This is a genomic window from Chimaeribacter sp. YP20170169 (assembly GCF_056739715.1).
The window spans coordinates 2,695,057-2,719,731 of the sequence record NZ_CP176824.1 but is presented as its reverse complement, the minus strand read 5'-3'; the positions used below and the strand labels follow the sequence as shown (position 1 = coordinate 2,719,731).

At 61.2% G+C, this 24,675-nt stretch carries 23 protein-coding genes and 4 tRNA genes; 17 read left to right on the top strand and 10 right to left on the bottom strand.

Annotation, left to right across the window (positions count from 1 at the left end; all coding sequences use genetic code 11):
- Positions 1 to 196 precede the first annotated feature (196 nt).
- From ybgC to ACK3SD_RS12310, 11 genes are all read left to right on the top strand, one after another.
- Complete coding sequence (ybgC, locus tag ACK3SD_RS12360) at positions 197 to 601, top strand: tol-pal system-associated acyl-CoA thioesterase (protein ID WP_137763836.1); 405 nt, start codon at positions 197 to 199, stop codon at positions 599 to 601.
- The gene (gene tolQ, locus ACK3SD_RS12355; protein WP_137763835.1) at positions 598 to 1,284 is read left to right on the top strand and encodes a Tol-Pal system protein TolQ; all 687 of its coding nucleotides are present in this window, start codon (positions 598 to 600) and stop codon (positions 1,282 to 1,284) included. Before ybgC ends, tolQ begins: the two co-directional genes overlap by 4 nt.
- Positions 1,285 to 1,298: 14 nt before the next feature.
- Positions 1,299 to 1,724, top strand: coding sequence for a colicin uptake protein TolR (tolR, locus tag ACK3SD_RS12350; RefSeq protein ID WP_137763834.1), 426 nt, complete (start codon positions 1,299 to 1,301; stop codon positions 1,722 to 1,724).
- Positions 1,725 to 1,825: 101 nt separating this feature from the next.
- Positions 1,826 to 3,172, top strand: a complete 1,347-nt coding sequence (gene tolA, locus ACK3SD_RS12345; protein WP_481125680.1) for a cell envelope integrity protein TolA — start codon at positions 1,826 to 1,828, stop codon at positions 3,170 to 3,172.
- A 128-nt stretch (positions 3,173 to 3,300) separates the two neighbouring features.
- Positions 3,301 to 4,593, top strand: a complete 1,293-nt coding sequence (tolB, locus tag ACK3SD_RS12340; protein WP_137763832.1) for a Tol-Pal system beta propeller repeat protein TolB — start codon at positions 3,301 to 3,303, stop codon at positions 4,591 to 4,593.
- Positions 4,594 to 4,637: 44 nt separating this feature from the next.
- A complete protein-coding gene (gene pal / locus ACK3SD_RS12335; RefSeq protein ID WP_137763831.1) occupies positions 4,638 to 5,159 on the top strand; it encodes a peptidoglycan-associated lipoprotein Pal in 522 nt (173 codons plus the stop codon).
- A 9-nt stretch (positions 5,160 to 5,168) separates the two neighbouring features.
- Positions 5,169 to 5,951 (top strand): cell division protein CpoB, encoded by a 783-nt coding sequence (cpoB, locus tag ACK3SD_RS12330; protein WP_481125679.1) that lies wholly within the window; start codon positions 5,169 to 5,171, stop codon positions 5,949 to 5,951.
- 172 nt (positions 5,952 to 6,123) lie between these two features.
- Positions 6,124 to 6,199: transfer RNA gene (locus tag ACK3SD_RS12325), tRNA-Lys, on the top strand.
- 43 nt (positions 6,200 to 6,242) lie between these two features.
- Positions 6,243 to 6,318 (top strand) — tRNA-Lys (locus ACK3SD_RS12320).
- A 41-nt stretch (positions 6,319 to 6,359) separates the two neighbouring features.
- Positions 6,360 to 6,435 (top strand) — tRNA-Lys (locus ACK3SD_RS12315).
- A 31-nt stretch (positions 6,436 to 6,466) separates the two neighbouring features.
- Positions 6,467 to 6,542 (top strand) — tRNA-Lys (locus ACK3SD_RS12310).
- A gap of 2,685 nt (positions 6,543 to 9,227) precedes the next feature.
- On the opposite strand, the gene zitB is transcribed toward ACK3SD_RS12310, so the two are convergent.
- Entirely contained in the window at positions 9,228 to 10,190 is a 963-nt protein-coding gene (zitB, locus tag ACK3SD_RS12305; RefSeq protein WP_481125678.1) for a CDF family zinc transporter ZitB, read from the bottom strand.
- A 190-nt stretch (positions 10,191 to 10,380) separates the two neighbouring features.
- Positions 10,381 to 10,725, bottom strand: coding sequence for a protein YbgS (locus ACK3SD_RS12300; protein ID WP_137763828.1), 345 nt, complete (start codon positions 10,723 to 10,725; stop codon positions 10,381 to 10,383).
- Between the two features lie 366 nt (positions 10,726 to 11,091).
- Here ACK3SD_RS12300 and aroG point away from each other — a divergent pair, with 366 nt between their 5' ends.
- Positions 11,092 to 12,144 carry a 3-deoxy-7-phosphoheptulonate synthase AroG gene (gene aroG / locus ACK3SD_RS12295; protein WP_481125677.1) on the top strand — a complete coding sequence of 351 codons (1,053 nt, stop codon included), beginning with the start codon at positions 11,092 to 11,094 and terminating at the stop codon, positions 12,142 to 12,144.
- 43 nt (positions 12,145 to 12,187) lie between these two features.
- Here the strand turns inward: aroG and gpmA are convergent, their stop codons facing one another.
- The 7 genes from gpmA to modE form a co-directional block, all read right to left on the bottom strand.
- Positions 12,188 to 12,940 carry a 2,3-diphosphoglycerate-dependent phosphoglycerate mutase gene (gpmA, locus tag ACK3SD_RS12290; RefSeq protein WP_137763826.1) on the bottom strand — a complete coding sequence of 251 codons (753 nt, stop codon included), beginning with the start codon at positions 12,938 to 12,940 and terminating at the stop codon, positions 12,188 to 12,190.
- A 239-nt stretch (positions 12,941 to 13,179) separates the two neighbouring features.
- Positions 13,180 to 13,518, bottom strand: a complete 339-nt coding sequence (locus ACK3SD_RS12285; RefSeq protein WP_481125676.1) for a PsiF family protein — start codon at positions 13,516 to 13,518, stop codon at positions 13,180 to 13,182.
- 139 nt (positions 13,519 to 13,657) lie between these two features.
- The gene (gene galM / locus ACK3SD_RS12280) at positions 13,658 to 14,695 is read right to left on the bottom strand and encodes a galactose-1-epimerase (RefSeq protein ID WP_481125675.1); all 1,038 of its coding nucleotides are present in this window, start codon (positions 14,693 to 14,695) and stop codon (positions 13,658 to 13,660) included.
- The gene (galK, locus tag ACK3SD_RS12275; RefSeq protein WP_481125674.1) at positions 14,689 to 15,837 is read right to left on the bottom strand and encodes a galactokinase; all 1,149 of its coding nucleotides are present in this window, start codon (positions 15,835 to 15,837) and stop codon (positions 14,689 to 14,691) included. Before galK ends, galM begins: the two co-directional genes overlap by 7 nt.
- Positions 15,834 to 16,886, bottom strand: a complete 1,053-nt coding sequence (gene galT, locus ACK3SD_RS12270) for a galactose-1-phosphate uridylyltransferase (protein ID WP_481125673.1) — start codon at positions 16,884 to 16,886, stop codon at positions 15,834 to 15,836. The genes galK and galT overlap by 4 nt, the downstream gene beginning before the upstream one ends.
- Positions 16,887 to 17,220: 334 nt before the next feature.
- Positions 17,221 to 18,687 carry a molybdate ABC transporter ATP-binding protein ModF gene (modF, locus tag ACK3SD_RS12265; RefSeq protein ID WP_481125672.1) on the bottom strand — a complete coding sequence of 489 codons (1,467 nt, stop codon included), beginning with the start codon at positions 18,685 to 18,687 and terminating at the stop codon, positions 17,221 to 17,223.
- A gap of 121 nt (positions 18,688 to 18,808) precedes the next feature.
- Positions 18,809 to 19,594: a molybdenum-dependent transcriptional regulator gene (modE, locus tag ACK3SD_RS12260; RefSeq protein ID WP_481125671.1), complete on the bottom strand. Its 786-nt coding sequence runs from the start codon at positions 19,592 to 19,594 to the stop codon at positions 18,809 to 18,811.
- 161 nt (positions 19,595 to 19,755) lie between these two features.
- Here modE and ACK3SD_RS12255 point away from each other — a divergent pair, with 161 nt between their 5' ends.
- The 4 genes from ACK3SD_RS12255 (at position 19,756) to modC (ending at position 22,596) form a co-directional block, all read left to right on the top strand.
- A complete protein-coding gene (locus ACK3SD_RS12255) occupies positions 19,756 to 19,911 on the top strand; it encodes an AcrZ family multidrug efflux pump-associated protein (RefSeq protein ID WP_137763819.1) in 156 nt (51 codons plus the stop codon).
- Positions 19,912 to 20,094: 183 nt separating this feature from the next.
- Positions 20,095 to 20,853, top strand: coding sequence for a molybdate ABC transporter substrate-binding protein (gene modA / locus ACK3SD_RS12250; RefSeq protein WP_481127550.1), 759 nt, complete (start codon positions 20,095 to 20,097; stop codon positions 20,851 to 20,853).
- Positions 20,853 to 21,536, top strand: coding sequence for a molybdate ABC transporter permease subunit (modB, locus tag ACK3SD_RS12245; protein WP_137763817.1), 684 nt, complete (start codon positions 20,853 to 20,855; stop codon positions 21,534 to 21,536). Before modA ends, modB begins: the two co-directional genes overlap by 1 nt.
- Before the next feature lies 1 nt (position 21,537).
- A complete protein-coding gene (gene modC, locus ACK3SD_RS12240) occupies positions 21,538 to 22,596 on the top strand; it encodes a molybdenum ABC transporter ATP-binding protein ModC (RefSeq protein WP_481125670.1) in 1,059 nt (352 codons plus the stop codon).
- 38 nt (positions 22,597 to 22,634) lie between these two features.
- On the opposite strand, the gene ACK3SD_RS12235 is transcribed toward modC, so the two are convergent.
- Positions 22,635 to 23,456, bottom strand: coding sequence for a pyridoxal phosphatase (locus ACK3SD_RS12235; protein ID WP_481125669.1), 822 nt, complete (start codon positions 23,454 to 23,456; stop codon positions 22,635 to 22,637).
- 189 nt (positions 23,457 to 23,645) lie between these two features.
- Between ACK3SD_RS12235 and pgl the strand changes: the two genes are divergently transcribed.
- A complete protein-coding gene (gene pgl / locus ACK3SD_RS12230; RefSeq protein WP_481125668.1) occupies positions 23,646 to 24,659 on the top strand; it encodes a 6-phosphogluconolactonase in 1,014 nt (337 codons plus the stop codon).
- Positions 24,660 to 24,675 lie beyond the last annotated feature (16 nt).

The window sequence follows — 24,675 nt, the reverse complement described above, 5'->3', positions numbered from 1 at the left end:
GGCCAGACGGCCCCTTTTGCCGCCTTAGGCGGCGTCAGGCGCGGGTTATGGGATACTTTTTTTTGCTAATAATTTACATTAATTTATAACGCCCTGACTGGACCGATAATTATTTCTCTGTAACTCTGGCAACCCATTCCAAACACTAATTCCATTGCGTATAGTAAGCGCGTTTAATTGCATTGCGGGATGTAGAGTGAGTAATACGTTGTTCCGATGGCCGGTTCGTGTCTACTACGAAGATACAGACGCAGGTGGCGTGGTCTATCACGCCCGTTATGTGGCCTTTTATGAGAGAGCGCGCACCGAAATGCTGCGCCAACACCACTTTTATCAGCAGCAGCTATTGGCTGACCACGTCGCCTTTGCCGTGCGCCGCATGACGGTGGACTATTATGCCCCGGCACGCCTGGATGATCTGTTGGAAGTGCAGAGTGAGATTACCGCTCTGCGCGGCGCCTCACTCACGTTCGTCCAGAAGATTTTCGATGAGCAGGGAACACTCCTGAGCAGCGCCGAGGTGCTGATCGCCTGCATCGACCCACACCAAATGAAGCCGATCGCGCTTCCCAAGTCTATTGTCGCGGAGTTTAAGCAGTGACTGACATGAACATTCTCGATCTATTTTTGAAGGCCAGCCTTCTGGTGAAGCTGATCATGCTGGTATTGATCGGCTTTTCGGTGGTGTCGTGGGCGATCATTATCCAGCGGACGCGCATCCTGAATGCCGCCACCCGTGATGCAGAGGCCTTCGAAGATAAATTCTGGTCGGGTATTGAGCTTTCTCGCCTCTACCAGGAGAGCCAGACGCGCCGTGACGCGCTGGCTGGCTCAGAGCAGATTTTCTACGCCGGTTTCAAGGAGTTCGCCCGCCTGCACCGCGCCAACAGCCATGCGCCGGAAGCGGTGATCGACGGCGCCTCGCGCGCCATGCGCATCTCCCTGAACCGTGAGATGGAGACGCTGGAGAACCACATCTCCTTCCTCGGCACCGTCGGCTCCATCAGCCCCTATATCGGCCTGTTTGGTACGGTGTGGGGCATCATGCATGCCTTTATCGCCCTTGGCGCGGTGAAGCAGGCCACCCTGCAAATGGTTGCGCCCGGCATCGCCGAAGCGCTGATCGCCACCGCCATCGGCCTGTTCGCGGCCATCCCGGCGGTCATGGCCTATAACCGTCTCAACCAGCGCGTAAACAAGCTGGAGCAAAATTACGACAACTTCATGGAAGAGTTCACCGCCATCCTGCACCGTCAGGCCTTCTCCAGCGAGCACAGCAAATAAGGTAGGGGGAGAAGATGGCACGTGGTCGTCGCGGTCGTCGCGAACTGAAATCGGAAATCAACATCGTTCCATTGCTCGATGTGTTGCTGGTGCTGCTGCTGATCTTTATGGCGACAGCACCCATCATCACCCAGAGCGTGGAAGTGGATCTGCCGGACGCAACGGACTCCAAGGCCGTTGGCAGCAATGATAACCCACCGGTGATCGTTGAGGTCTCCGGGGTAGGGCAGTACACCCTAGTGGCCGATCATCAGCGGATGGAGCAGCTGCCTGAGCAGCAGGTGATGGCGGAAGCCGCCGCCCGCCTGAAGGCAAACCCGAAAACGGTGTTCCTGATTGGGGGTGCCAAAGAGGTGCCTTACGACGAAATTATTAAAGCGCTGAATCTGTTGCATCAGGCAGGGGTCACCTCCGTTGGCTTGATGACACAACCGATCTGACACCTGCCGGCAGTTGGCCGGCGTTTATATGGGTTTTCAACGCGCAGGGAGAGGGCGGTTGGAAACCTTGTTTTTTGGTAATCCTGTTTTGGGAATCTATTGTGGTAAAGGCAACTGAGCAAGACGATAAGCTAAAACGCGCCGTTATTGTTTCGGTGGTGCTGCACATCATATTGATTGCCCTGCTGATCTGGGGCTCGCTGGCCGAAGATACCTCCATGAGCAGTGGTGGCGGCGGTGAGGATGGCGGCAGTGCAATTGACGCCGTCATGGTCGATCCGGGCGCGGTGGTTGAGCAGTATAACCGCCAGCAACAACAGCAGACAGATGCCCAGCGCGCCGCCCAGCTTCGCCAGAAAAAGGCTGAGCAGCAGGCGGAAGAGTTGCAGCAGAAGCAGGCCGCCGAACAGCAGCGGCTGAAAGAGCTCGAGAAAGAGCGCCTTGCGGCGCAGGAAGAGAGCCGCAAACAGGCACAGGCGCAGGCAGAGCAGCAGAAACAGGCGCAGGAAGCCGCCGCCAAGGCTCAGGCGCAGCAGAAGCAGGCTGAAGCCGCTGCCGCCAAGGCGAAAGCAGAAGCGGAAGCCGCCGCTGCCGAGGCGAAAGCACAGGCAGAGGCAGCGAAGAAAGAGGCAGCCGCTGCAGCGGCTGCCGCGAAGAAACAGGCGGCGGATGAGGCGAAGAAAGCCGCAGCCGCCGCAGCGGCAGAAGCGAAAAAGCAGGCGGAAGCCGAGGCGAAGAAAGCCGCGGAAGCAGAAGCCAAACAGGCCGCTGAAGAGGCGAAAAAAGCTGCCGCTGACGCCAAGAAACAGGCGGAAGCCGAGGCGAAGAAACAGGCAGAAGCCGAAGCCAAAAAGCAGGCGGCAGATGAGGCCAAGAAAGCCGCCGCTGCTGAGGCGAAGAAGCAGGCAGCGGAAGAGGCCAAACAGGCTGCTGCTGAAAAAGCGGCGGCAGAGAAAGCGGCCGCGGCGGCAGAAGCCAAAAAAGCCGCCGATGCCAAGAAAGCGGCAGATGCCAAGAAAGCTGCGGCCGCAGCCAAGCAGAGTGAGGACGTGGACGATCTGTTCGGCGGACTGGCCTCCTCGAAGAATGCGCCGAAATCTGGCGGCGGTGCCAACGGCACGCCTGACAAAGCCTCTGGCCCGGCAGGGCAGGGCAAAAACAAGAACAGTGGCGCGTCCGGTGCGGATCTCGCTAACTATGGTAGCCAGGTACAGGCTGCCATCCAGAGCAAGTTCTATGACTGGCAGAGCTACAAGGGCCGCACCTGTAACCTGCGCATCAAACTGGCGCCAGATGGCCTGCTGATCAGCATCTCGGCGGAGGGGGGCGACCCGGCGCTCTGTCAGGCAGCGATCGCCGCCGCCCGTCAGGCACGCATTCCGAAGCCACCGAGCCAGGATGTATACGAAGCCTTTAAGAATGCGCCGTTGGACTTCAAGCCACGTTAATCGCATAAGGCAACAAGTTTTAAGACTTTTACTATAGTGTCACGGGTGATGTTCTAGTTTTGTGGGCGTGGGTTAGTTAAAATTCAGCTAAGTTATCGTGGGCAAAATGCCCAGATAAGGGAGAGACAATGAAGCAGGCATTTCGAGTAGCGATGGGCCTTTTGATGTTGTGGGCCACTATGCTCCATGCAGAGGTTCGCATTGAGATTACCCAGGGCGTGGATTCCGCGCGTCCTATCGGTGTGGTGCCCTTCAAGTGGGCCGGCCCGGGCAGTGCGCCAGAAGAGATTGGTGCCATTGTGGGCGCGGATCTGCGCAACAGCGGCAAGTTCAACCCGATTGATGCCGCGCGTATGCCACAGCAGCCGGGCAGCGCTGCCGAAGTGACCCCGGCCGCCTGGACGGCGCTGGGCATTGACGCCGTGGTGGTAGGCCAGATCCAGCCGGATGCTGGTGGCAACTATCTGGTGACCTACCAGCTGGTGGACACCTCCGGCGCACCGGGTAGCGTGCTGGCGCAGAACCAGTACAAGGTGACCAAACAGTGGCTGCGTTACGCGGCACACACCGCCAGTGATGAAGTGTTCGAGAAGCTGACCGGCATCAAGGGCGCCTTCCGTACTCGCATCGCCTACGTGGTGCAGACCAATGGCGGCCAGTTCCCGTATGAACTGCGTGTGGCGGACTATGACGGCTACAACCAGTTCGTGGTGCACCGTTCGCCGCAACCGCTGATGTCTCCGGCCTGGTCGCCGGACGGCACCAAGCTGGCCTACGTGACCTTTGAGAGCGGCCGCTCAGCGCTGGTGGTACAGACCCTGGCCAACGGCGCGGTGCGTCAGATTGCCTCCTTCCCGCGTCACAACGGCGCGCCGGCCTTCTCGCCGGATGGCAGCAAGCTGGCCTTTGCCCTCTCCAAGAGCGGCAGCCTGAACCTGTATGTGATGAACCTCGGTTCTGGCCAGATCAGCCAGGTCACCGACGGTCGCAACAATAACACTGAGCCGACCTGGTTCCCGGACAGCCAGACCCTGGCCTTTACCTCCGATCAGGGTGGTCGTCCACAACTGTATAAAGTAAGTATCAATGGCGGTGCGCCGCAACGTCTGACATGGGAAGGTTCTCAAAACCAGGATGCTGACGTCAGTACTGACGGCAAATTCGTGGTAATGGTGAGCTCCAATGGGGGAGCGCAGCACATCGCTAAACAAGATCTGGAAACGGGAGCCGTCCAAACGTTGACGGACACGTTCCTGGATGAGACGCCTAGCGTCGCACCGAATGGCACCATGGTGATTTACAGCTCCACGCAAGGGCTGGGTTCCGTGTTACAGCTGGTCTCGACTGATGGGCGTTTCAAAGCGCGTCTTCCGGCTACCGATGGACAGGTCAAATTCCCTGCCTGGTCGCCGTATCTGTGATGCATGTGTAAATATGTATGGCAAACAATAAAAGGATCAAAGAGATGCAACTGAACAAAGTGCTGAAAGGGCTGATGCTGGCATTGCCGGTTATGGCTATCGCTGCATGTAGCTCCAACAAAAGCGCGAACAATGACCAATCTGGTATGGGCGCCGGCACTGGTATGATGGAGAACGGCAGCGCGGGTGCAGGCAACATGTCTTCTGAAGAGCAAGCGCGTCTTCAGATGCAAGAACTGCAACGCAACAACATCGTTTACTTCGATCTGGACAAGTACGATATCCGTTCTGACTTCGCTCAGATGCTGGACGCACATGCCGCTTTCCTGCGCAGCAACCCGTCCTACAAAGTCACCATCGAAGGCCACGCGGATGAGCGCGGTACGCCGGAGTACAACATTTCCCTGGGCGAGCGTCGTGCCAGCTCCGTGAAAATGTACCTGCAAGGCAAAGGCGTTTCTGAAGACCAGATCTCCATCGTTTCTTACGGTAAAGAGAAACCGGCAGTACTGGGTCATGACGAAGCGGCTTACTCCAAAAACCGTCGTGCCGTTCTGGTTTACTAAGAGCATCGCATGAGCAGTAACTTCAGACACTCCTTAGTGAGTCTGGCGTTACTGGTTGGCGTAGCGGCCCCCTGGGCCGCTACTGCCCAGGCGCCAATCAGTAGTGTCGGCTCTGGCTCGGTGGAAGACCGTGTCACGCAGCTTGAGCGCATTTCCAACGCGCATAGCCAACTTTTAACCCAACTCCAGCAGCAGCTCGCTGACTCTCAACGCGATGTCGATACACTCCGGGGCCAAATCCAGGAGAACCAGTATCAGCTCAACCAGATTGTCGAACGCCAGAAGCAGATCTACCAGCAGATCGACAGCCTGAGCAGCCAGGGTGCCGCCGCACCTGCCGCCGCCGCGACAGACAGTACCGCCGCCGCAGGCAGCGCTCCCGCAGCCAGTGCACCCACCGCACCGGCCAGCAGTGGCGATGCCAATACCGATTACAACAACGCCGTAGCCCTGGCACTTGAGAAGAAGCAGTACGATCAGGCGATCACGGCCTTCCAGGCGTTTATCAAGCAGTATCCGGACTCCACCTATTTGCCGAATGCCAACTACTGGCTGGGGCAGTTGTACTACAACAAGGGGAAGAAGGATGATGCGGCCTACTATTATGCCGTTGTGGTGAAAAACTACCCGAAGTCGCCGAAAAGCCCGGACGCGATGTTTAAGGTGGGTGTCATCATGCAGGACAAAGGGCAGAAGGATAAGGCCAAAGCGGTCTACCAGCAGGTACAGAAACAGTACCCGAACACGGACGCCGCCAAGCAATCGCAGAAGCGTCTTGCCGCACTTGGGTAAGATTTTACGTCCAGAAATTGGGCATTTCGCCTGATTTCTGGACGCGAGCGGGTGAAGAACAAGCAATCAGTAATTTTATTCAGAAATACAGGTTGCACTGCCCAGATAAATAAGTAATATATGCCGCCGTTGCCAAGACAACTTGTAAAGCGTTAAGGCAGCAAGGAATTATGGGTCGTTAGCTCAGTTGGTAGAGCAGTTGACTTTTAATCAATTGGTCGCAGGTTCGAATCCTGCACGACCCACCATCTTCCTGATGGTGCCCTGATTCCACCGCAGTAACCGCACAGCGGGTCGTTAGCTCAGTTGGTAGAGCAGTTGACTTTTAATCAATTGGTCGCAGGTTCGAATCCTGCACGACCCACCATCTTCTTGATGGTAAGTGTAAAAAAGTAAGCAGTACCTGATGGGTCGTTAGCTCAGTTGGTAGAGCAGTTGACTTTTAATCAATTGGTCGCAGGTTCGAATCCTGCACGACCCACCATCACAAAGTTTCTCAGCAGTAACCGCACAGCGGGTCGTTAGCTCAGTTGGTAGAGCAGTTGACTTTTAATCAATTGGTCGCAGGTTCGAATCCTGCACGACCCACCATCACGCATTCTCTCGTTGTTTCTTATATTCCCTTATATTTCCCGTTGTAACGCGTCTTCTCCTCTGTTTTAGTTTTTTCTACTTTGGCTTCTTTGGTGATTTGCGGCCTCGCTTAGGCCGGAGCAGGGTTTCGGGCATCGTGGGTGCCTGTGGCTCCGTTTAGGCCGGAGACTGGTTTCGGTTGTTTGGGTTCCTTTGTCTACCTGTACGCCTGCGCCTCAACCGAGCAGGGCCTGCCCGCTCACCCGGCCCTGCGACTCCACTCGGCAATGATTTAACGCCCCCACCGTTTCTGCAAATTCTTAGCTATGTAAGGAAATAGTTGGGGGGATTTTTATTTGTGGGGTGTTGTGGGTGGGCATGGCGGGTGCCTGTGGCCGCGCTAGGCCGGAGCAGGGTTTCGGTTGTTCGAGTTCCTTTGTCTACCTGTGCCTTGGAGCCTCAACCGAGCAGGGCCTGCACCACGCGGGCATGTTTAACCTTCAGTTTGGCTCTGTCTTTTTCTGCTTTGGCTTTCGTGGTTATTTTTGGCCTCGCTGAGGCCGGAGCAGGGTTTCGGTTGTTTGGGTTCCTTTGTCTACCTGTGCCTTGGAGCCTCAACCGAGCAGGGCCTGCCGGCGCGCCGGCCCTGCACCCGCGCGCTTTTGGGGGAATGGCTAATCATTGCCCGCTCTCGCGGGTGACCCTCGCTGCGTCTCCGGGCTTGCGGGCCGGCCCAGACGCGCTCCCGGCGCGGCTGGCCCTTTCGCGGGCGTCCTGCCCGCTCACCCGGCCCTGTGACTTCACTCGGCAATGATTAACGCCCCCACCATTGTGCAAATCCTTTGCTATGTGAGGAAGGAATAGGGGAGTTCGTTATATATGTGGAGTGTCGCGGGAGCATTATTATTGCCTGTGGTCTCGTCAGGCCGGAGCAGGGTTTCGGTTGTTTGGGTTCCTCTGTCTACCTGTACACCTGCGCCTCAACCGAGCAGGGCCTGCCGGCCCTGCACCCGCGCGCTTTTGGGTGAATGGCTAATCATTGCCCGCTCTCGCGGGTGACCCTCGTTGCGTCTCCGGGCTTGCGGGCCGGCCCAGACGCGCTCCCGGCGCGGCTGGCCCTTTCGTGGGCGTCCTGCCCGCTCACCCGGCCCTGCGACTTCACTCGGCAATGATTAACGCCCCCACCGTTTTTGCCAATGCTTGGCTATGTAAGGAAATAGTTGGGGGATTTTTATTTGTGGGGTGTTGTGGGTGGACATGGCGGGTGCCTGTGGCCGCGCTAGGCCGGAGCAGGGTTTCGGTTGTTTGAGTTCCTTTGTCTACCTGTACGCCTGCGCCTCAACCGAGCAGGGCCTGCCGGCGCGCCGGCCCTGCACCACGCGGGCATGTTTAACCTTCAGTTTGGCTCTGTCTTTTTCTGCTTTGGCTTTCGTGGTTATTTTTGGCCTCGCTGAGGCCGGAGCAGGGTTTCGGTTGTTTGGGTTCCTTTTTCTACCTGAGCCTTGGAGCCTCAACCGAGCAGGGCCTGCCGGCGCGCCGGCCCTGCACCCGCGCGCTCTGGGTGCCTCGGCTAATTATTGCCCGCTACCGCGGGTTCCCTCCGTCAGCTTCCGGCCTGTCGGGCCGCGGCAGACGCGCTCCCAGCGCGACTGCCACTTTCGCGCATATCCCTGTGCGCTCACCCGGCCCGGAATCTTCCGTCGGCAATAATTGAACGCCCCCACCGTTTCTGCAAATCCTCGGCTATGTGAGGAAAGAGTTGGGGCGGAATATGGGGGAATTATTTCTATTTAAAAGTTTCTGGATTCTATGCGGCTGGGTATGTGGTGTTTAAGTCTGCCGTAGACAAAAAATACAATCAGCTCCACAGCCAATCCATTTCCCCTTCCAATATAAAAACTCCCCCAACTATTTCCTCACATACTCACAGCGCGCAGAGGAGGTAGGGGCGTTAAATCATTGCCGAGTGAAGTCACAGGGCCGGGTGAGCGGGCAGGACGCCCGCGAAAGGGCCAGCCGCGCCGGGAGCGCGTCTGGGCCGGCCCGCAAGCCCGGAGACGCAACGAGGGTCACCCGCGAGAGCGGGCAATGATTAGCCATTCCCCCAAAGCGCGCGGGTGCAGGGCCGGCGCGCCGGCAGGCCCTGCTCGGTTGAGGCTCCAAGGCACAGGTAGAAAGAGGAACCCAAACAACCGAAACCCTGCTCCGGCCTCAGCGAAGCTGCACACAACAAAGAAGCCAAAGCAGAAAAAGACATGAACAAACTGAAGGTTAACACGCCCGCGTGGTGCAGGGCCGGCGCGCTGGCAGGCCCTGCTCGGTTGAGGCTCCAAGGCTCAGGTAGAAAAAGGAACCCAAACAACCGAAACCCTGCTCCGGCCTCAGCGAAGCCGCACACAACAAAGAAGCCAAAGCAGAAAAAGACATGAAAAAACTGAAGGTTAACACGCCCGCGTGGGGCAGGGCCGGCGCGCCGGCAGGCCCTGCTCGGTTGAGGTGCCGAGGCACAGGTAGAAAGAGGAATCCGAACAACCGAAACCCTGCTCCGGCCTCAGCGAAGCCGCACACAACAAAGAAGCCAAAGCAGAAAAAGACATAAACAAACCGAAGGCTAAGCTGCCCGCGTGGAGCAAGGCCAGCGCGCTGGCAGGCCCTTCTCCGGCCTAAGCGAGGCCACAGGCACCCGCCATTGCCTAAATCCCTCTAATGCCCATGAGAGTGCCCATGCCCATGAGAATGAGCGTGCCCATGCGCGCCCTGCGCCGCGCGCTCACTGATCCCGCAATCTGGTGTATCACAATGCTGATACTCCATCTGGATGGTGGCGTGGCCAATCTGGTAGTGATCCAGCAGGTAGTGCTGGATACGGTGCAGCAGCGCGTCATGGTCATGGGGCGGTACTACCTGCGCGTGGAGCGTCATCAGCCGCTGCTCACCCACTTGCCAGACGTGGACGTGGTGCACGTCGCGCACCTCCGGGATATTGCGTGACAGGTCTTTCTGCAACGCCTGAATGTCAATCTCCTGCGGCGTCCCCTCCAGCAACTCGTGGAAGCTCTCCTTCATCAGCCCCCAGGCGCTGCGCAATACCAGACAGGAGACCAGCACCGACAAAATCGGGTCGATGGGCGTCCAGCCGGTATAGAGGATAACCAGCGCCGCTACAATCGCCCCAACGGAGCCGAGCAGGTCGCCCAGCACATGCAGCGCCGCCGCGCGCACGTTGATATTGGCCTCGGCGTCGCCACGGTGCAGCAGCCAAAATGAGGCGAGGTTGGCGAACAGCCCGGCCACCGCAATCACCATCATGGTGCCACCCAGCACCGGCTGTGGCTGGACAAAACGCTCCACCGCCTCCCAGATAATCAGCACCACAATCACCAGCAGCGCTGCCGCATTGACGAAGGCGGCCATGGTAGTCAAACGCAGATAGCCAAAGGTATGGCGCGCGTTGGGCTTGCGCCGGGCAAAACGCACCGCCAGCAGCGCCATCAACAGCGCGGCGGTGTCGGTCAGCATGTGGCCAGCGTCGGCCAACAGCGCCAGCGAACCAGAAACCAGCCCGCCAATCACTTCCGCGACCATAAAACCACCGGTGATCAGCAAGGCCCACAACAAGCGCTTGCTGTTACTGTCACTCGGGGCGTGATGATGAGTATGAGCCATAAACTATCCTGTCAGCAGTCACTGACAACCGGCAGGAGGCCAGTCGTCATGTTATAACAATACATTTAATATCAGCCAGTTATGGCTGTTCAGATAGCATAAACCACGGGCGGCAGGTTGCAAGGGGGAAGGGGAGTGGAAAAACAAAAACGGGGGCCAGGCCCCCGTGATGGTGTTAATGGCGGGCGGATTACTTGGTGGTGTCGTCCGCGGCAGCCCCTGGAGTCTGGTCTGGGCAGCGGCCATCTTTACACATGGTTTTTTTATGTGCTTCATCCGCATCGGTGGTGCCAGTCGCGGTGCTGGTATCACCGGTGCCGGTATCAATGCTGGTATTGCCGCTCACATCGTTGGAGCCGGTATTGATCTGGCTATTGTCCACGTTGTTCGGCGGCAGGTTCTCTTTCGCGCCAGGGCCATCAGATTGGTTAGACATGCCATTATTGCTGGAAGAGCCAGCGGCCAGCGCAGCGCCACTACCGAAAGTACCGAGTGCCATGGTTGCGGTCAGAAAAATCAAAGCGAGCTTTTTCATTATGTCCTCTCCATTTTTTTGGTGCTGTGGGTCGGGTTATGTGAAACAGAATGGCAGACCGGGCGGTTAACGATTGCCCGTTGCCAGAAAATCACGTCCTTGTTCCCGCGCGGTATTGATTGGGGTAATGGACGTTTTAGCCGGGTAGCAGCCGGATAACCGGTTGCGCATATGGATAAAACGGGTCGCCGACATTGTGTGACTGATTCATATGCATACTTTAAGCCTAGATTAATCTCGCCAGTTATCAATCTGGCCGCGGAAAAAGCGCAGGTGTGAAAGTATATTTACAGCAACCGGGAGAGAGGATAAATTTAGGCAGATTCGCCCGTGTGTGCGCCCCTCCGAAGATCCAATGGAACAGTTATGAATTACCAAAATGACGATTTACGCATCAAAGAGATCAAAGAACTTCTGCCCCCTGTTGCCCTGTTAGAGAAATTTCCTGCCACTGATAAGGCAGCGGAGACGGTCTCCCACGCACGCAGCGCGATCCACAGAATCCTGAAGGGCAACGATGACCGCCTGCTGGTGGTGATTGGCCCCTGTTCCATCCACGATCCCAAAGCAGCCAAAGAGTACGCCAGCCGCCTGCTGGCGCTGCGTGACGAGCTGCATGGCGCGCTGGAGATTGTGATGCGCGTCTACTTTGAGAAACCGCGCACCACCGTCGGCTGGAAAGGGCTGATCAACGACCCGCAAATGGATGGCAGCTTCCAGATCAATGATGGCCTGCGTCTGGCGCGCAAATTGCTGCTGGAGATCAATGACACCGGTCTGCCCGCGGCGGGCGAGTTCCTCGACATGATCACCCCGCAATATATGGCGGACTTAATGAGCTGGGGCGCGATTGGCGCGCGCACCACCGAGTCCCAGGTGCACCGCGAGCTGGCCTCTGGCCTCTCCTGCCCGGTCGGCTTCAAGAATGGCACCGACGGCACCATCAAGGTGGCCATTGACGCCATCAACGCCGCTGGCGCGCCGCACAGCTTCCTGTCGGTCACCAAGTGGGGCCACTCCGCCATCGTCAACACCAGCGGCAATGGCGACTGCCACATCATCCTGCGCGGCGGCAAGGCGCCCAACTACAGCGCGCAGGATGTCAGCGCGGTGAAGGCCGGGTTGGAACAGGCGGGCTTGCCAGCGCGCATCATGATCGACTTCAGCCACGCCAACAGCAGCAAGCAGTTCAAAAAGCAGATGGAAGTGGCGACCGACGTCTGCGGCCAGATCGCGGGCGGCGACCAGAGCATCATGGGCGTGATGATTGAGAGCCATCTGGTGGAGGGCAACCAGAGTCTGGAGAGTGGCGAGCCGCTGGTTTATGGCAAGAGCGTCACTGACGCCTGCATCGGCTGGGACGACACCGAAACCGTGCTGCGCCAGTTGGCGGCGGCGGTGGAAGCGCGCCGCGGCTAATGCCTGCAGGGATAAAAAAACGGGGCCATCGGCCCCGTTTTTGTTACTTCGCTTTGCCCTGGTTGGCGACAGCGGCCGCTTTGGCGGCGATCTCGTCGGCATTGCCCAGGTAGTAGTGCTTGATCGGCTTGAAGTTTTCGTCGAACTCATACACCAGCGGCACGCCGGTCGGGATGTTCAGTTCGAGGATCTCTTCTTCGCTCATGTTGTCCAGGTACTTCACCAGCGCGCGCAGGGAGTTACCGTGGGCCGCGATGATGACGCGCTCGCCGCTCTCAATGCGCGGTTTGATCTCGTCAGTCCAATAAGGGATCACGCGATCGATGGTCAGCGCCAGGCTTTCGGTGGTCGGCAGCTCTTCCGCACGCAGTTTGGCGTAGCGCGGGTCGTGGCCCGGGAAGCGCTCATCTTCACGATCCAGCTCCGGCGGGGTCACGGCAAAGCCACGACGCCACTGTTTTACCTGCTCGTCACCATATTTCTGTGCGGTTTCGGCTTTGTCCAGACCCTGCAACGCGCCATAGTGGCGTTCGTTCAGTTTCCAGGACTTCTCCACCGGCAGCCACGGTTGGTCCAGCTCGTCCAGGATGTTCCACAGGGTGTGGATGGCGCGTTTCAGCACGGAGGTGTAAGCGAAATCGAAATGGAAGCCTTCCTGTTTCAGCAACTGTCCTGCCTGCTTGGCTTCGGTGCGGCCTTTGTCAGAGAGATCGACATCTTTCCAGCCAGTGAAGCGGTTCTCTTTGTTCCACTCACTTTCACCATGTCTTACCAGCACCAGCTTCGTTACAGCCATAGCTAAACTCCTTAATTTCCTGATTTTTAATGATAACAATTATCATTATATGGCCTGACCATCACGCCGACAATCGGATTGTGGCGCGGAAAAACCGCGCCTGTTGCCACCAACCCAATGGCGGGGACAATCTGTTGCCCTACACCATAGCGAAAATTGGCGGACAAAGAAAATGAAACGCGGGGCATGCCAGGACAGCCCGCCCGCTGGGGCCGGGCCATCGTGGGTAAAGGGTTGAACTAGCTGTTTTTCTTCAGGCACTTGCTCATGAAGGTCTTGCGGGCGTCACCGGTAATGTCCTGATGGTCGGCGTCGTCGTTGCAGGCTTTCATCTTCAGCTGGTGGGGCGTCAACTGCTGGTCAGGGTTGACCTGCGCTGGCAGGCACTGGCTCATAAATTTTTTGCGATCCTCGCCCTTCAGCGACTGTTGGGTGGCCTGCTGTTCGCAGTCGGTCATCTTCTGCTGGGTGGGGTTGTGCAGGGCGGCGGCGGCCTCGCGGCTCTGGGTGTCAGCGGCCAGCGCGCCCCCGCCAATCAGCAAGGCAAGCAGGGGAGAGAGCAGGTAAGCGCGACGCATAGGAACTCCTTGTAACTGAGGGGGAATCCTTTAAGCGTAGAGCCTGTCACGCGCCCTTGGCGGCTTTTCCGTGGGGATTGTGTGATATTTCACATTTTGCTGGGCGGGAGGAAAACGGGGGCCGAGGCCCCCGTTGGCGTTACAGCGCGAAGAACTGGTAGACGGTGGTGGAGCGGTAGCTCTTGCCCGGTGCCAGCCAGCAATCGGGCTGCGGCCATGCCGGGTGGTTGGGGCTGTCAGGCAGGAATTCGCTCTCCAACGCCACGCCGGTGTAGTTGGCGTAGGTGCCGCCGCTGCGGTTCGGTACGCCGTTGAGGAAGTTGCCGCTGTAGAGCTGCAACGCTGGGGCGGAGGTAAAGACGCTCATCTTCACCTTGCCATCGGACGACCAGAGGTGGGCGGCGGCCGTGTCGAGCGCGCCACTGGTGCGGCGCAGCAGGTAGGCGTGGTCATAGCCCTTCACCCGCTGCTGGTCACGATCTTTCAGGAAGTCCTGCGCCAGCGTTTTTGGCTGGCGGAAATCCATGCCGCTGCCATCCACCTCGGTCAGGTCGGCGCTGGGAATACCCTCGCTGTCCACCGGCAGGAAGCGGTCGGCAAACAGTTGCAGCCGGTGCTGGCGCACGTCCGCCCCCTCGCTGTCGAGGTTGAAGTAGGCGTGGTTGGTGAGGTTAACCGGGCAGGCGCGATCCACCGTGCCGCCATACTCAATCTCCAGCCGGTTGTCGTCGGTAAGGCGGTAGGTCACCGTCACGCTCAGATTGCCGGGGAAACCCTGATCGCCATCTGGTGAGTCGAGCTGGTAGCGCACGTGGCTGGCATCCGCCTCCAGGCAGGCCCAGCGGCGGGCGTTGAAGCCCTGCGGGCCGCCGTGCAACTGGTGCGCGCCTTGGTTGGCGGCCAGCTGGCGCGGTTGCCCATCCACCATGATGCGGGCGTGGGCGATGCGGTTGGCGTAACGGCCAACGGTCGCGCCCAGGTAGGCCTCCTGCTGTGGGTAGAGCGAGGTCGACTCGCAGCCCAACAGCAGTTCGCGCGTCTCGCCGCCCGCCAGTGGCAGCAGGGCGGAGAGCCAGGTGGCGCCCCAGTCCATCAGGGTCACGCTCATGCCGTGGACATTGTGCAGCGTGTGCAGGTTGAACGGCTGACCATCAGGGGCCGGGGTAGTGTTTAGCATACGCTGGCCCCCTGCATCGCGCGGCAGACGTAGAACGTCTCTTTCAGGCCGGTCTGCGCCGGGTAGTCGCGCGCCACCGCCTCACGCACCTCATCGACCAGCGCGGTTGGCATCAGCGCCACCACGCAGCCGCCGAAGCCGCCGCCGGTCATACGCACGCCGCCGCGCTCGCCAATCACGCCTTTGACAATCTCCACCAGCGCATCGATCGGCGGCACGGTGATCTCAAAATCATCCCGCATGGAGGCGTGGGATTCGGCCATCAGCTGGCCCATCTTCTTCAGGTCACCGGCGGCCAGCGCCTCGGCGGCGGCCAGCGTGCGGTCATTTTCGGTGATCACGTGGCGGGCGCGGCGTGATACTACCGGGTCCATCTCATGGGCGATGGGGAAGAAGAGATCCGGGTTGACGTCGCGCAGTGCCTTGACGCCAAAGAAGCGCGCCGCCACCTCGCACTGTTCGCGGCGGGCGTTGTACTCACTGCCCACCAGCCCGCGCTTGACGTTGGAGTTGATGATCACCACTGCCACATCCTCCGGCATCGGCACCGGGCGCGTCTCCAGCGAGCGGCAGTCAATCAGCAGCGCGTGGTCTTGCTTGCCGAGGGCAGAGATCAGCTGGTCCATGATGCCGCAGTTGCAGCCGACAAACTGGTTCTCCGCCTCCTGGCCATTCAGCGCCAGCGCCACGCCATCCAGCGGCAGCTGGTGGAGCGCCTGCATCGCCTGACCGACCGCCACCTCCAGCGAGGCGGAGGAGCTGAGGCCTGCGCCCTGTGGCACGTTGCCGCTGATCACCAGATCCGCGCCGCCCAGCGACGGGCAGCGCTGTTGCAGGTGTTTCACCACGCCGCGCACATAGTTGGCCCACGGCAGCGCGTCGTTGGAGAGGATCGGCGCGTCGAGGGAGAAGCTATCCTGCTGGTTGTCATAGTCGGCGGCCACCACGCGCACCTGGCGGTCGTCACGCTTGGCGCAGGCTATCACCGTCTCATAGTCGATGGCGCAGGGCAGCACGAAGCCATCGTTGTAGTCGGTGTGCTCGCCAATCAGGTTGACGCGGCCGGGCGCTTGCACGGTCAGCGCCGCCGGGTAGCCAAAGGTCTGTTCAAAAATCTGGTGGGTAGTGGTGGTCAGGCTCATTGTTCGGCTCCGGCTTCACGGTAGTGGATATCGCTGACGGCGCGCAGACGCTCCGCCGCCTGTTCGGCAGTCAGGTCGCGCTGGGTCTCTGCCAGCATCTCGTACCCGACCATAAATTTGCGCACTGATGCGGAACGCAGCAGCGGCGGATAGAAGTGCGCATGCAACTGCCAGTGCGTGTGGTCGCCGTCGGTGAACGGCGCGCCGTGCCATCCCATTGAGTAGGGGAAGGAGCACTGGAACAGGTTGTCATAGCGGCTGGTGAGTTTTTTCAGCGCCAGTGCCAGATCGCGGCGTTGCGCCTCTGACAACTCAGTCAGGCGCAGGACGTGGGCCTTCGGCAGCAGCAGGGTTTCGAATGGCCATGCTGCCCAGTAGGGCACCACCGCCAGCCAGTGCTCGGTCTCCACCACGGTGCGGCTGCCGTCCGCCTGCTCGCGCTGTACGTAGTCGAGCAGCATGGGCGAGCCTTGCTGTTGCAGGTAGTCGCGCTGCAACTGATCTTCGCGCGCCGCCTCATTTGGCAGGAAGCTGTTGGCCCACACCTGCCCATGCGGGTGCGGGTTGGAGCAGCCCATCGCCGCGCCCTTGTTCTCAAACACCTGCACCCACGGGTAAGTCTGGCCCAGTTCGGCGCTCTGCGCCTGCCAGGTCTCCACCACCGCTTCCAGTGCTGGCAGCGAGAGCTGCGGCAGGGTTTTGCTGTGGTCTGGCGAGAAGCAGATCACCCGGCTGGTGCCGCGCGCGCCCTGGCAGCGCATCAGCGGGTCATCGCTCTCTGGCGCGGCCGGGGTGTCCGGCATCAGGGCGGCGAAATCATTGGTGAAGACGTAGGTGGTGGTGTAATCCGGGTTGACGTCACCGGTCACACGCGTGTTGCCGGGGCAGAGGAAGCAGTCAGGATCGTGGCTGGGCAAAGTCTCCAGCGCCGGCGACTCCTGCTGGCCCTGCCAAGGGCGCTTGGCACGGTGCGGGGAGACCAGGATCCACTGGCCGGTCAGCGGGTTGTAGCGGCGATGTGGGTGATCAACCGGGTTAAAAGTCGACATAGCGTAAACATTCCTTTATCCAAACGCCCGGCAAGGCCTGTGGCCCGGGGCACAACAGGGAACAGCAATCAAAAAGGCCCACAAACGGGCTAGTGTAACCGCTTCCACACTCTCTGGCCGGGGGCCTTCTTGCCCACGGCTATACAACCATACCAAAAGATAGCACGCCAGCGGCAAAGAAAAGGTGATCCAGACTCAAGAAATGGAATCGCTTACACCCGGCAGCCTAGCACAAGCCGCCGGGAAAGAGCAGGGGGGAATTGGCTGAAAACCACGAGCGGCCAGACCTAGTGTAACCGCTACCACTTGGTCATGCAGAGTGGTAGCGCGGCGGTCACAGTGCCTGCGTCACATAGCGGTAGAGGTCGCCCTCGGGCACAAAGCTCAGGCGGTGGGTGATGCAGGCTGGCGCGTCCTCGGCATGGTGCGAGACAAACAGCAACTGGGTTTCGCCCTCGCCAATCAGCACGTCAATCCAGCGGCGCACCAGCTGGCGGTTGAGCGGGTCCAGCCCCTGCAACGGCTCATCCAGAATCAGCAGCGCCGGGTGTTTCACCAGCGCCCGCGCAATCAGCGCCAGCCGCTGCTGTCCCCAGGAGAGGCTGTGGAAGGGCGCGTCGGCGGCATCGGCCAGCCCCAGCAGCGCCAGCCAGTGGTCGGTCAGCTGCCGCTGGCGGTCAGAGGCGGCCTGATAGATGCCGATGGAGTCGAAAAAGCCGGAGAGGATCACCGTGCGCAGGCTGGCACTGACGCGGTAGTCAAGGTGCAGGCTGCTGCTGACGTAGCCGATGTGCTTTTTGATATCCCAGATGGTTTCGCCGCTGCCGCGCCGACGGCCAAACAGCGTCAGGTCATTGCTGTAGCCCTGCGGGTGGTCGCCGGTGATCAGGCTGAGCAGCGTGGACTTACCCGCGCCGTTCGGGCCGACAATCTGCCAGTGCTCGCCGGGATTGACCTGCCAGTCGAGGCCGTTGAGGATCGGGCGATCGTTATAGGAGACCACCCCGTGGTGCAGGATGATGCGCGGCTCGTCCGGCGGCAGGGCGGGGCCACGGCGCGGCTCCTCGGTCTCTGGCAGCGCCATGCCGCTCAGCCGCTCGCTGTGCGCCAGTTGCGCCACCAGCGCCTGCGCCATCACCGCCTCGCGTGGGCCAGTGGTGGTCAGGTGGCAGTCGGCCAGCACCCCGACCTGCTGGACAAACGCCGGGATCTCATCGAAGCGGTTCAGCACCAGCACCAGCGTGATCCCCTGTTGGGAAAGCTCGCCCAGCAGCAGCGCCAGCTGGCCGCGCGACGCCACGTCCAGCCCATCGAAAGGCTCGTCGAGGATCAGCAGGTCGGGTTGCGCCATCAGCGCCTGACAGAGCAGCGTTTTGCGCGTCTCGCCGGTGGAGAGGTATTTGAAGCGCCGCGCCAGCAGCGGGGCAATGCCGAACTGGGTCGCCAGCGCCGCCGCGCGCGCCGGATCCTTCACCTCCTCCTGGATGATGTCGGCGGTGGTGCGGCCGGTGTCATCCTCGTCGGCGCTCAGCAGGTCGGTGTTGTTGCGCTGCCACTCGTCGCTCAGTAGCTTCTGCAACTGCTCGAAAGAGAGGCGGGCGATGCGCGGGAAGTCATGCTGGCGCTGCCCCTCCAGCTGCACCAGCTCGCCGGCCAGTGCACGCGCCAGCGCCGATTTGCCGCTGCCGTTGGCCCCGACAAAGGCCCAGCTGTCGCCGGCGTGGATCGCCAGCTCGGGCAGGTGGAGGGTGCGAGAGTCGCTCAGGCGGAACACACCTTGCGCAATCTGCAATGACGCCATGTTTTATCCCTTAATATGCAACCAGTTTGGGGTTAGGGATAAGCGCCGCTGGCGCTGAAGTCAATTGACAAATCTGCAAAGTATTAACGCTGAAAATGCAACTACCTGATTTAACAGGCGATCACAGCAGGGTGGCGAGGATTACCCGGTCGGGCTGCACCTGCGCGGTGACCGCCAGTCCCGGCTGTAGCCCCAGCGCCGCCACCTGGGTGTTGGGCACGGTGGCGCACAGCGTCTCGCGCCCGGCGAACGTCAGCAGCACCTCGCTGTTGTCGCTGCCCGGCTCAAGGCTCTGCACCACGCAGGCGAAGGCGTTGGCGGGCAACGGGTCGCTGGCCGGGGAGATCGTCACCCACGGGGCCTTGATCAGCGCCAGCACCTCCTTGCCCGGCGCCAGTTGCAGCCGGTCGGCGCTCTGCTCGGTCAGTGCCGCGTTGAGGCGCGTGGTGCCGTCGGCCAGTAGCAGCTGCACCTGCTGCTGCACATGCTGGTGGCCGCGCTCAGTGACGGTGGCGAAAAACTGGTTGCGGGCGCTGGTCTGCAACGAGAAGCGTGAGATGGCGGCGAGCAGGCTGTCGAGCGGCAGGCTGTCCTCCTTCAGCACGTCGAAGGCTTTTTGCTGGATCTGCGCCAGCAGGTCATAGAGTTGCACCAGCCGCTCGCCATAGCGCGTCAGGGTCGCGCCGCCGCCGCCCTTGCCGCCGGTGGCGCGCTCCACCAGCGTCTGGTCGGCCATCTGGTTCATCTCATTGATGGCGTCCCAGGCGCTTTTGTAACTGATGCCAGCCAGCTTCGCCCCCTGGCTGATGGAGCCGGTGGTGCGCACCTGTTTCAGCAGGGCGATGCGGCGGGGGTCAGCAAAGACCCGCTGGTCGAGTTTCAGGGTCAGCAAAATTTCAGCGTGCATGGCAACATCCAACGGCGGGGAAGGGGGTAATTGTCGCTGATTGGCGGCAGGGAGGCAAACCGGCGGTTGGCGAATTGCTAACACCCCGGCGCGCCATCCCTGCTATTATCGCAAAGATTGACGCCAGCAATCGGCGTCCCATGGAAATGAGTGAGGCGATTATGTTGGAACTGCTGGAGAGTCTGGTGTTTGCCGTCGTCATGGTGCCGGTGGTGATGGCAATTATCCTCGGCCTGATCTACGGCCTGGGTGAAGTGTTCAACGTCTTTTCGAAGATCGGCCATCCCAAAGAGAGCCACCAGGCCCCGCGCCGCTGATTGGCTTCCCCCTCCCGCCCGGCCCCTGTGCCGGGCGTTTTTTTGGCCGTCAAGTTCCGCTGGCCGCCGCCGATAAAGCGAATGACAAGGTTTAACACGACGTTATATGATTTCCTATATAACGTTGACCCCTTCGGAGAGAACCCTATGCCATGCCCCACTTCGCGCGCGCCGCGCCGTTTGATGTCCCGTTCACTGATCGCCGTGGCGCTGCTCTCTGGCCTGTCGTGGCAGGCGCAGGCGGCGGAGAAGATCACCGTCTTTGCCGCCGCCTCGCTAACCAATGCTCTGCAAGAGATTGCTACCCAGTACCAGAAGGATCACCCGGTAGAGGTGGTGGCCTCCTACGCCTCCTCCTCGGTGCTGGCGCGGCAGATTGAGCAGGGCGCGCCGGCCAACCTGTTTATCTCTGCCGATCAGCAGTGGATGGACTACGCGCAGCAGAAGCAGCAGATCGTCAACAACAGCCGCTACACCCTGCTGGGCAACGAGCTGGTGCTGATTGCGCCGCAGCCGTCGGCGCAGGCCGAGGTGAAGATCGACAAGCAGACGCCGTGGGTGTCGCTGCTGTCAGGCGGCCGTCTGGCGGTCGGTGACCCGGACCACGTACCGGCAGGCATCTATGCCAAGCAGGCGTTGCAGTCGCTGGGGGCGTGGACGGCGCTGGAGCCGACGCTGGCACGCGGCAACAACGTGCGCGCGGCGATGGCGCTGGTGGAGCGGCAGGAGGCACCGCTGGGCATCGTCTACGGCTCAGACGCCAAGGCCAGCGCCAAGGTGAAAGTGGTCGGCACCTTCCCCGCAGAGAGCCACCCGCCGGTGGAGTACCCGATGGCGATCGTGCGCGATCACCAGAACAGCGCAACGCAGGCGTTCTACGACTACCTCAAGGGGCCGCAGGCGGCCGTGGTGTTCAAACAGTATGGATTTAGCCCCCGTTGATGAGTGAGTACGAGTGGCAGGCGGTGCTGTTGAGCCTGCAAGTGGCGGGCGTCGCGGTGTTGGGCAGCCTGCCGTTTGGCATTCTGGTGGCCTGGGTGCTGGTGCGCTGCCGCTTCCCCGGCAAGGCGCTGCTGGACAGTCTGGTGCATTTGCCGCTGGTGCTGCCGCCGGTGGTAATTGGCTATCTGCTGCTGATTGGCATGGGGCGGCGCGGGCTGCTCGGTGGCTGGCTCTACCAGACCTTTGGCCTGAGCTTCAGCTTTAGCTGGCGCGGGGCGGCGCTCGCCTCGGCGGTGGTGGCCTTCCCGCTGATGGTGCGCGCCATCCGGCTGGCGCTGGAGGCGATTGACCTGCGACTGGAGCAGGCGGCGCGCACGCTGGGGGCGTCGCCGTGGCGCGTCTTCCTGACGCTCACCCTGCCGCTGTCGCTGCCGGGCATCATCGTCGGCGCGGTGCTGGCCTTTGCCCGCTCGCTCGGCGAGTTTGGCGCTACCATCACCTTTGTCTCCAACATTCCCGGCGAGACGCGTACCCTGCCGCTGGCGATGTACACCCTGATTGAGACGCCGGGGGCGGAAGCCGCCGCCGCGCGCCTCTGCGTGATTGCGATTGTGCTGTCGCTCGGCGCGCTGCTGCTCTCGGAGTGGCTGGCGCGCTGGAGCAAGCGGCGGCTGGGGGGCTGAGATGCTGGAACTCGATTTGACGCACCGCCTCGGCGACCTGAGCTTATCAGTACAGGCCACGCTGCCGGCGGTGGGCATCACCGCCATTTTCGGCCTCTCCGGCGCGGGCAAAACCTCGCTTATCAATTTGATTGGCGGGCTGGCACGGCCCGATCGTGGCCTGATCCGTCTCAATGGCCGCACCCTGACCGACAGTGAGGCGCGCATCTGGCTGCCGCCGGAGAAGCGGCGCATCGGCTATGTCTTTCAGGACGCTCGCCTCTTCCCGCACTACCGGGTGCGCGGCAACCTGACCTACGGGATGCCAACATCGCAGCGCGGTGAGTTTGACAAGGTCGTCTCCCTGCTGGGCATTGAGGCGCTGCTGGAGCGCCACCCGCAGACCCTCTCCGGCGGCGAGAAGCAGCGGGTGGCGATTGGCCGCGCGCTGCTCACCGGGCCGGAGATGCTGCTGATGGATGAGCCGCTCGCCTCCCTCGACCTGCCGCGCAAGCGCGAGCTGATGCCCTATCTGGAGCGGCTGGCGCATGACGTCCAGTTGCCGATCCTCTACGTCACCCACAGCATGGACGAGCTGTTGCGGCTGGCGCAGCAGGTGCTGGTGCTGGATCGCGGCGAGGTGCGCGCACAGGGGCCGCTGGAGGCGGTGTGGGCCAGCAGCGCGCTGCGGCCATGGCTGCCGAAGGCCGACCAGAGCAGTGTGCTGCCGGTGACGGTGCTGGAGCACCACCCGCGCTACGCGATGAGCGCGCTAAGCCTTGGCGATCAGCACCTGTGGGTCAACCGGGTGGCGGCGGCGGTGGAGAGCCGGCTGCGCATCCGCATTCAGGCGGCGGACGTCTCGTTGGCGCTCTCCCCGCCGCACGGCAGCAGCATCCGCAACATCCTGCGCGCCAAGGTGCTGGAGTGTCTGGAGGTGGAGGATCAGGTGGAGGTGAAGCTGGCAATCGGTGAGCAGATACTCTGGGCGCGCATCTCCCCGTGGGCGCGGGATGAGTTGCAGGTCAAGCCGGGGCTGTGGTGCTACGCGCAGGTCAAGAGCGTCTCTATCTCTGGCTAGATGTTCGCAAGGGGCGGCGCGCTGGCCGCCCCAACCACTTATTGCAGGATATGCTGCTCAATCACGGCGGCGATGCCCGGCTCCTCGTTGGTGCCAATCACCAGCCCGGCGCGCTCCTTGATGAAGTCGTCGGCGTTGCCCATCGCCACGCCAAGGCCGGCGGTCTGCAACATGCTCAGGTCATTGTAGTTGTCACCGAAGGCCAGCACGTCCTTCATCGTCATGCCCTGCGACTCCACCCACTCCTGCAGGCGCTTGCCCTTGCTGTTGCCGCCCTTGGCGACATCCACCTGGTCAAACCATGACCACTCACAGGCCAGCCCCAGCTTCTCCTCTACCTCCATGGTGAAGGCCTTCAGGGCGTCCAGATCCGGGTGGGTAGTGGCGAATTTCCAGATGGCGTCGGCGCGCTCGGCGGCGGCGCTCAGGCTCTCCACCTGGAGGATGGTCGGGCGCTGCGCCTCCGGCAGGGTCTCGGCCCATGCCAGCGAACGCAGCACGTGCTCGGTCGGGCGCTCGTAGAGCATCGCGTCATCCACATAGAGCATACCGTGGATTTTGGAGTGGTCGAGCATGGTGATCACCTGCTGCGCCAGATCCTTGCGCAGCGGGTCGGACTTCAGCACCTTGCGGTTCTGGTAGTCATAGAGGTAGGTGCCGTTGCAGCAGATGGCCGGGGTGTCCAGCTTCAGCGCCTGATAGAAGGGGTGGATGGCGACGTGGTGGCGGCCAGTGACCACCAGCACGGTCACGCCCAGCTCACGGGCGGCGGCGATGGCCTTCAGGGACTCCGGCAGGATACGTTTTTGACGGTCCAGCAGGGTGCCGTCGAGGTCGAGCGCAATTACGCGATAGGTCATAACAGGTCTCGTTGTGAAGTGAATAAAAGTCAGCCGATTCAGACGATAGTAGCAGCGAACCGGCAGGGGGAAAACACACTCGGTGCTATGCGCCAGCCGGATGAATGGTTATGGTAGGAAACAACACGCGCTAAAATGCATTACGCCACCCATGCCGCGCCGGTGGGCGTGGCCCCAAAAGGAGAGATCATGAAGCAAGTCGTCTATGTCGCCAGCCCGGACAGCCAGCAGATCCACGTCTGGCAGCTTGCCGGCGATGGCACGCTCAGCCTGCTGCAAACCGTCGAGGTGCCGGGACAGGTACAGCCGATGGTGCTGCGCCCGGATAACCGTTTCCTGTACGTGGGCGTGCGCCCGGCGTTCGGCGTGGTGAGCTACCGCATCGCCGATGATGGCCAGCTGGAGCAGGCGGGCATGGCACCGCTGCCCGGCGGCCCGACCCACCTGGAGACCGACCGCCAGGGGCGCTTCCTGTTCGCCGCCTCCTACAGCGGCAACTGCGTCAGCGTCAGCCCGATTGGCCGGGATGGTGTGGTACAGGCCGCCTCGCAGACGCTGGAGAACCTCCACGCGCCGCACTCCTCCAACATCTCGCCAGACAATCAGGTGCTGCTGGTGCCGTGCCTGAAAGAGGATCGCATCCGCCTGTTCGATCTGGCGCAGGATGGCACCCTGACCGCCCACCAGCCGGAAGGGATGGGCACCGTCGAGGGCGCAGGCCCGCGCCACATGGCCTTCCACCCGAACCAGCGCTTCGCCTACTGTATCAACGAGCTGAACAGCAGCGTGGACGTCTGGCAGGCGGAAGAGGGCGGCTACCGCGCGGTGCAGACGCTGGACGTGATGCCGGCTGACTTCAGCGGCACCCGCTGGGCGGCGGATATCCATATCACGCCGGATGGCCGCTTCCTCTACACCACCGACCGCACTGCCAGCATCCTGAGCGTGTTCCAGGTCTCCGAGGATGGCAGCACCCTGACCGCCGCTGGCCACCACCCGACCGAGACCCAGCCGCGCGGCTTCAACATCGATCACAGCGGCCGCTTTGTCATCACCGCCGGGCAGAAGTCCGCTGGCATTGAGGTGGCTGAGATCGATGCGCAGAGCGGGGCGCTTACCACGCTGGCGCGCTACGACGTGGGCCAGGGGCCGATGTGGGTCACCATCCTCGATCTGGACAAGCAGTACGCTGACATTGAGTAATCTGGTGCCATAAAAA